5 protein-coding genes are annotated in these 6,027 nt (G+C 59.6%); all 5 read right to left on the bottom strand.

The features are described 5' to 3' along the window. A partial coding sequence (locus NW839_RS13310) for an Hsp70 family protein (RefSeq protein WP_414380707.1) occupies positions 1-669 on the bottom strand: 669 nt, incomplete at its 3' end. 179 nt (positions 670-848) lie between these two features. Further along, positions 849-1,586, bottom strand: a complete 738-nt coding sequence (gene grpE, locus NW839_RS13315; RefSeq protein WP_071818179.1) for a nucleotide exchange factor GrpE — start codon at positions 1,584-1,586, stop codon at positions 849-851. Positions 1,587-1,742: 156 nt separating this feature from the next. Further along, positions 1,743-3,404, bottom strand: coding sequence for a bifunctional metallophosphatase/5'-nucleotidase (locus NW839_RS13320; RefSeq protein WP_414349860.1), 1,662 nt, complete (start codon positions 3,402-3,404; stop codon positions 1,743-1,745). 40 nt (positions 3,405-3,444) lie between these two features. Beyond that, positions 3,445-4,665 (bottom strand): DUF445 domain-containing protein, encoded by a 1,221-nt coding sequence (locus tag NW839_RS13325; protein ID WP_011434466.1) that lies wholly within the window; start codon positions 4,663-4,665, stop codon positions 3,445-3,447. A 66-nt stretch (positions 4,666-4,731) separates the two neighbouring features. Then, positions 4,732-5,658, bottom strand: a complete 927-nt coding sequence (locus tag NW839_RS13330) for a hypothetical protein (protein WP_414349861.1) — start codon at positions 5,656-5,658, stop codon at positions 4,732-4,734. Positions 5,659-6,027 lie beyond the last annotated feature (369 nt).

The following is a 6,027-nucleotide window of genomic DNA, read 5'->3' on the forward strand; positions in this document are numbered from 1 at the left end:
CCCCCCCAGGTGGTTGTTGCCGGCAGTCGCTTGCACCTCAAACACGCCGCTGCCCAGTTGCAGCACCGAGACATCGAAGGTGCCGCCACCCAAATCGAAAACCAGAATGCGTAGGTCTTGATCTTGTTTGTCTAGGCCATAGGCCAGGGCGGCTGCTGTCGGCTCGTTGATGATGCGCAGCACCTCCAGGCCGGCAATGGTGCCCGCATCTTTGGTGGCCTGCCGCTGGGCATCGGTAAAATAGGCGGGAACGGTGATCACGGCTTGGGTCACCGGCTCCCCCAGATAGGCCTCCGCATCGGCCTTCAGCTTTTGCAGGATCATGGCGGAGATCTCCTGCGGAGTGTAGGCGCGATCTTGCACCACCACTTCCACCATGTTGTCTCGACCGGGGATGACCTTGTAGGGAACCCGCCTCCGCTCATCTTCGGTCTCGGCAAAGGTGCGGCCAATGAAGCGTTTGATGCTGAAGATGGTGTTTTCAGCATTGGTAACCGCCTGGCGCTTGGCCAGTTGGCCCACCAAGCGGGTGTTGTTCTTGGCGAAGCCGACAATGCTGGGGGTGGTGCGCCCTCCCTCGGCGTTGGTGATCACAACGGGCTGACCACCTTCCAAAACCGCCACGCAACTGTTGGTGGTTCCCAGGTCAATCCCGATGACTTTACCCATAGCCCCCTCTTCCCGTGCGCCAAGTCTCAACCCAAGAACGCGATTCCACGAATCTTAAAAGCATTCTGCCCAGAATCCCGCAGAAACCTTCAGACGTTGCTTTCGTCTCCGTAGCTTTACTGTAGCGTTTCTGAGACTGCTCTGGCTCTGTTTGTCAAGGTTCAAGTGAGCAAGTTCGGCTAGGAAGGTTGGGGGTTTTGGGGAGAGGCGGGCGTGTTTTCCGGACCAGCTTCGATGGTGGCTTGGGCTGGGGGGGATGGTTCAGAGCTGGGGCTGCCCGCCGAGACGGCTACCATGGCATGACGGATCACCAAGTCCCCCAGCTTGTAACCCGGCTGATATTCGACGGCTACCACATCTTCAGGATAGTCTGGGCTGGGCTGACGGGCTATGGCTTCGTGCAGGTTGGGGTCGAAGGGCTGGCCCACCGATTTCATGCGGGAGACGCCCATCTTCTTCAGGCATTCCACCAGCAGGCGATAGACGCTCTGGTAGCTGTTGTGCAGCTCCCGCTCGCGGTCGGTTTCCAGCTTCAGCTGCTGCTGAGCCCGCTCAAAGCTGTCCACAACAGGCAAGATCTCCAGCACAAATTTCTGCCGTTCTTTTTGGCTGAACTCTTCTTTTTCCCGCTGGGTACGCCGCCGGTAGTTTTCAAAATCGGCGTAGAGGCGCAGGTAGGCGTCTTCTTTCTCTTTGAGTTGCTGGCGGACAACTTCCAACTCGTGCTGGAGCTGCTTGAGAGCTTCACCGGGATCTGGAGAAGGCTCAGCTGCGGTTTCTCCGGAGGAGGTACCGGCTTCTGCTTCGCTATCTTCCAAAATCAGCTTCTCCAGCTCTGCCTCTACGTCGATCTCTTCTTCCTGTAGTTCAGGATAGGTATCTTCTGGGGCCATCGGTTGCTTCTCTTCGGCAGTCATGGGCGATGTCGGCAAGTGTTAGCAATGAGCAGTGACTCGGATATCCCCAGTTTGGCAGTTTCAAAACCGCCGCTGCACTCAGCCAAACCAGGCTCTGTGTTGATCGTATTCTACCGGGTTCTCTTTCAGCCAGTTGAAGTCAATATCTTTTCTTTCCTAGCCGACCAGCAGATGTTCCCGTGGCCGGCCCAGGCAATCGGGGAAGTAGATCTTGGCCAAGTCGGGGATTAGGCGCCAGTTGGGGCTGTAGATGGGTTGAATGGGGGAGTGGGTGTGAATATAGTAGACCAGAAAGTCGCGGATGCTATCGGCTGAGATCCACAGGGTTTGGGCTTCTTGGAACATGCTGTAACCGCCGCCGCCGCCGGCTCGGTAGTGGTTAATGGCCAGGCGAAAGGTCTGTGCTGGTTCCACCGGCTGTCCGCGGAATTGTAAGGTCACCAGGCGCTTTCCTACGGGGCGGGTGAGATCGAAGCAGTAGTCGATGCCGTGGTAGAGGTCGAAGGTGTAGCCGCGGGCTTCGGGGGCCACGACGGCAGCAGGATCGGCGGGAAGGTGATTGGGATCCAACTGGCGAAAATAGCCGGCAGTCTGTTCCAGGGCGCGCCGCAGAATATCTCCGGTGATCTCCAAAACGCAGAGGGTGTTGTCGTAGACGGTGAGGCTGTAGGCATCTTGCAGGGAGATGGGGCCTGCTGACAGGCCGGCGCTGCTGCAGATGTTGACCAGGGAGAGCTCTGCGGGGAATCCTGCCTCCCGCACTGCTTGCAATTGGGCCTGATGGAGCAGCTCTGCCAGAGGGTTGGCCCCCAGACGGGCTGCCAGACCGCCGCTATAGGCAGAACGGGCTTGGCCAATGGGCTGACGGATGTAGCGCAGGGTGGCTTGATGATAGGGCTCTGTCAAGGCCAAGAGTTCGGGATCGGGAGGGATCCCTTCGGCGGAGAGGAGCTGTGCGCTTTTGCTGATGATTTGCCAGCGGCTGCCCTGGCGCTCCAGCTCCAGGGATACCTGGGAGAGGTGGCTGCCCCAATAGCCGGGCTGCACCACTAGAGCTGGGGATCCCCCCAGACCGGCGATGGTCTGGTGGGTATGGCCGGAGAGGATGACGTCAATGCCGTCCAGTTCGGCCAGGGCCAACAGTTCGTTTTCCCCTGCCAGGCTTTTGTTGCTGCACCAGCCGGAGCGATCTGGGTTGTGCCAATGCTCAGGGGTGCGCAGGGGGGGCAATTGGTTGGGGCCGCTGTGCAGGATCAAGATCAAAACATCCACCTGAGGTCGCAGCAGCGATAGGTAGTGTCGGGCGGTCTCCAACAAGGGGGCAAAGCGCAGCCCCGCAATGTAGTCGGGTCGCTCCCAGGTGTCGATGCGGGGGGTGGTCAGCCCTAGCAAGCCAACGCGAACCCCGGCCAATTCCCGGATCAGGTAGGGCTGGAAGAGGGGATCCCCATTCTGGCGGAGGATGTTGGCGCAGAGCACCGGACAGCGGAGATCGCCGATAAAATCCTGGAGAACTTGCAGCCCAAAGTTAAAGTCGTGGTTGCCGGGGGTAAAGGCGTCGTAGCCCAAGGCGTTGAGAGCATGAGCCAAGGGGTGAGGGGAGACGCGCTCCACTTGCGCATAGTAGCTGCCTAAAGGGGATCCCTGAATGGTGTCGCCGCTGTCGATGAGCAGGACGGGATCCTCACTGGCTGCTCGCACGCGCTTGATGAGGGTGGCCAGCTTGGCTAAACCGTGCTCCGCAGGGATCCCGGTGAAGTAGTTCCAGGGATGTAGATTGGCATGGAGATCCGAAGTGTGGAGAATTGTTAATCGCATTCTCATATCATAGCCAAAGTCAAAGCCCAACCCAAACTCGTCAGCCCAGCAAGAACAGCACCTGCACACAGCCCACCAAAAAGCCGAGGAGGCCGCCTAAGTTGACGATGGCCTGGAGTTCTTGGCGCACAATCTGCTGGATGGCCTGCTCCAGGTCGGCAGGGGAGGTGGCGTTGACTTTATCGGCAATGACCTGATCCAGGTTCAACACCGGGATCACCTGCATCATCAGGGATTCGAGATCCCGTTCTAGGTAGCGCTCCAAGACCAAAGCCAGGTCGGCGCTGATCTGATCGATGGAGGTGATCAACGCCTTGGAGTTGCGCAGGCGTCCCAACACCAGGCTGGCCACTTTTTCCCAATCGATGGTCTCCCCCAGCCCTTTGATAACCTCTGGCCCTTGGCTGCGCAGGTAATCTTGGATCCCGTCGCGGAGGGCACGGCGCAACTGACGCACGGCGGAAACCGGCAGGTTTTGCAGCGAGAGGTTCTGCAGGATCTCGGTCAGGCGGCGGGAGGCGTTGATGTCTTTGAGCAGATCTTCCAAGATGGCTTCTGCCCCTTCCGGCTCTTCTAGACAATAGGTGCGCAGGCGCAACAGGGCATTTTTCAGGCCGAACAAGTTGGCCACCACCCAGTAGGAGCCGGTCGCTCGTTCACGAAACTCCTCGTCAAGGGATTCGATGTTGCGATCGGTGAGAAAGTCCACCAAGTTCTGCCGCAACACCTTTGGGGGCAGCGCCTGCTTCAGGATCCACTCCGAGAGCTGCTTAGCCTGCTCGCTGCTGAGGCGCAGCTCCAGCAACACTTGGTCGAACAGTTGGTTAATGGGCCCTTCCAAAAAGGTTTCTTGGCGGGCAAGCACCTTCACCAGGCGGGGCAACGACTCGTTAAACAGGTCGGCTAAAATGCGCGCCAACACCTGGGCGGTTTGCTGCTGTTGCTCAGGGTTTTGCAGCCGATCCAGAGCTACCCCCAGCAGCCAGCGGATCCCAGCTTGCATGCGCTCGGTTTGCAGCAGCTTGCGGGCCAGATTGTGCAGTTCCTCCGGCGTGAGCAGGGATCCCATGATGGTCTTGGCGATCTGCTTGGCCAGACGAGGCTGGTTCTGCGGGATCAGGCCGGGGGTAAAGGGGATGCGCCAGCCGAAAACCCGATAGGGGCGGTAGGGCCGGAACAGCATTTTGATGGCAATGTCGTTGGTGAAATAGCCGATCACCAGCCCGGCCAGCGGGGGCACAACGTAGATCCAGAAGGCCATGGAAGCAATTGAGGGTGCTCTCTTCTACTCTACTGACCTGCCCCAGCGCAAGAGAGCGTTGACCAGTTATTGGATGATCAGGCTATCGGTCAGTTCCAGCTCCACCAACGTATTGGGCTGCAGCGTCACCACCCGGTCAATATTGGTACTGCCTGCCGCAGCGCCGGCCAAGCTGCCGGCCAAGATCGGCAAAAAGCCCCATCCCCCTGTGAGAATTCCCAAGGCCAACCCACCTGCTGCCCCATAGCCTGCCCCGCGGGCTACAGTTGTGCCGACATCGGCGTTGCGATCCAACCCGACTGGTAGCGGCGCAGATTGGCCTCTCACCAAGTAGGTGGAAGAGCCGATGGTGAGGCGGTTGGCCACAAAGCGGCTGCCGACGACCCGCTCTTGGGGATCGGCGCTCTCCGCCTCCCGGCCAGACAACTTCAGTTCTCGGTAAACCGGCTCAAAAGTGCCCCACACCACACTCCCTGCCGGGATCACCACCTGGCCAAAGCGATCCACCACCGGCTCGGAGACTTCCAGGTGGCCGTTAATGGCCTGGTAGGGCTGGAAAGTGATGGGGCGGTAGACCGTGAGGAGAATACGGGTGCCGGCAGGCAGCTCGCCCCGCGTGGCTCCAGGGAGATCCCCACCTGGGCTGAGGTCGGGCCGACGTTGATAGGAATAGGCCTCGCCTTGGGGGAGTTGTCCACCTGGGGCCGCTTGAACGGGCACCACCGGGATCGGATCCAAGGCCGGAGCTGTGGGATCCAGCGGCATTTGCGGCACCTGAGGTACAGGCGGTAGGGCCGGTGGGGCGGCAGAGCTGGGGGAGGGCGGAGGGCTCAGCAAGGGCAAGGTAGGGACGGGATCCCCCCTGGGGGGCACCGGCTGAGGGGTGAACTCGAACTGCTGAGCAGCAACCGGGGTAACGGCACCGGCTATCAACACCCCCCAAAAGGAACTCCTCTGCAACAAATGCAGGAACGGCTGCAAGGTTGAGCTCATGGATCCCATCCGGTCGCAACTGGCAGTAGCTTAACATCCTGCCCCGCTTGTGCCCACTAGATTTAGTAGGTATTAAGGGATCGGAAGCTCTTAAAACACTATTGAGCCTGTTCGGGGTCTGGATCGAGTTTTCCCTAGGGGCTGGGGGAAGGAGAAGGAGTCGGTCCGCCGGGATCCCCTGGCTGGGGGGCTGGGGATTCTGGCTTAGGAGACTCTGTAGCCTCACTCTCCTGAGCCCCGGGGCTGGACTCCGGCTTGGGTTCTGCAGGAGACCGTCCTTCTGGAGAAGGAGAAGGTGAAGGCTGATACATTTACGCTGAACACTGCTGAACATCACTGTTCAACTATGCAGCGATAGCATTCTGTTTG

It is taken from the genome of Synechococcus sp. R5-15 (genome assembly GCF_047462035.1).
In the GTDB taxonomy this organism is placed as follows: domain Bacteria; phylum Cyanobacteriota; class Cyanobacteriia; order Thermostichales; family Thermostichaceae; genus Thermostichus.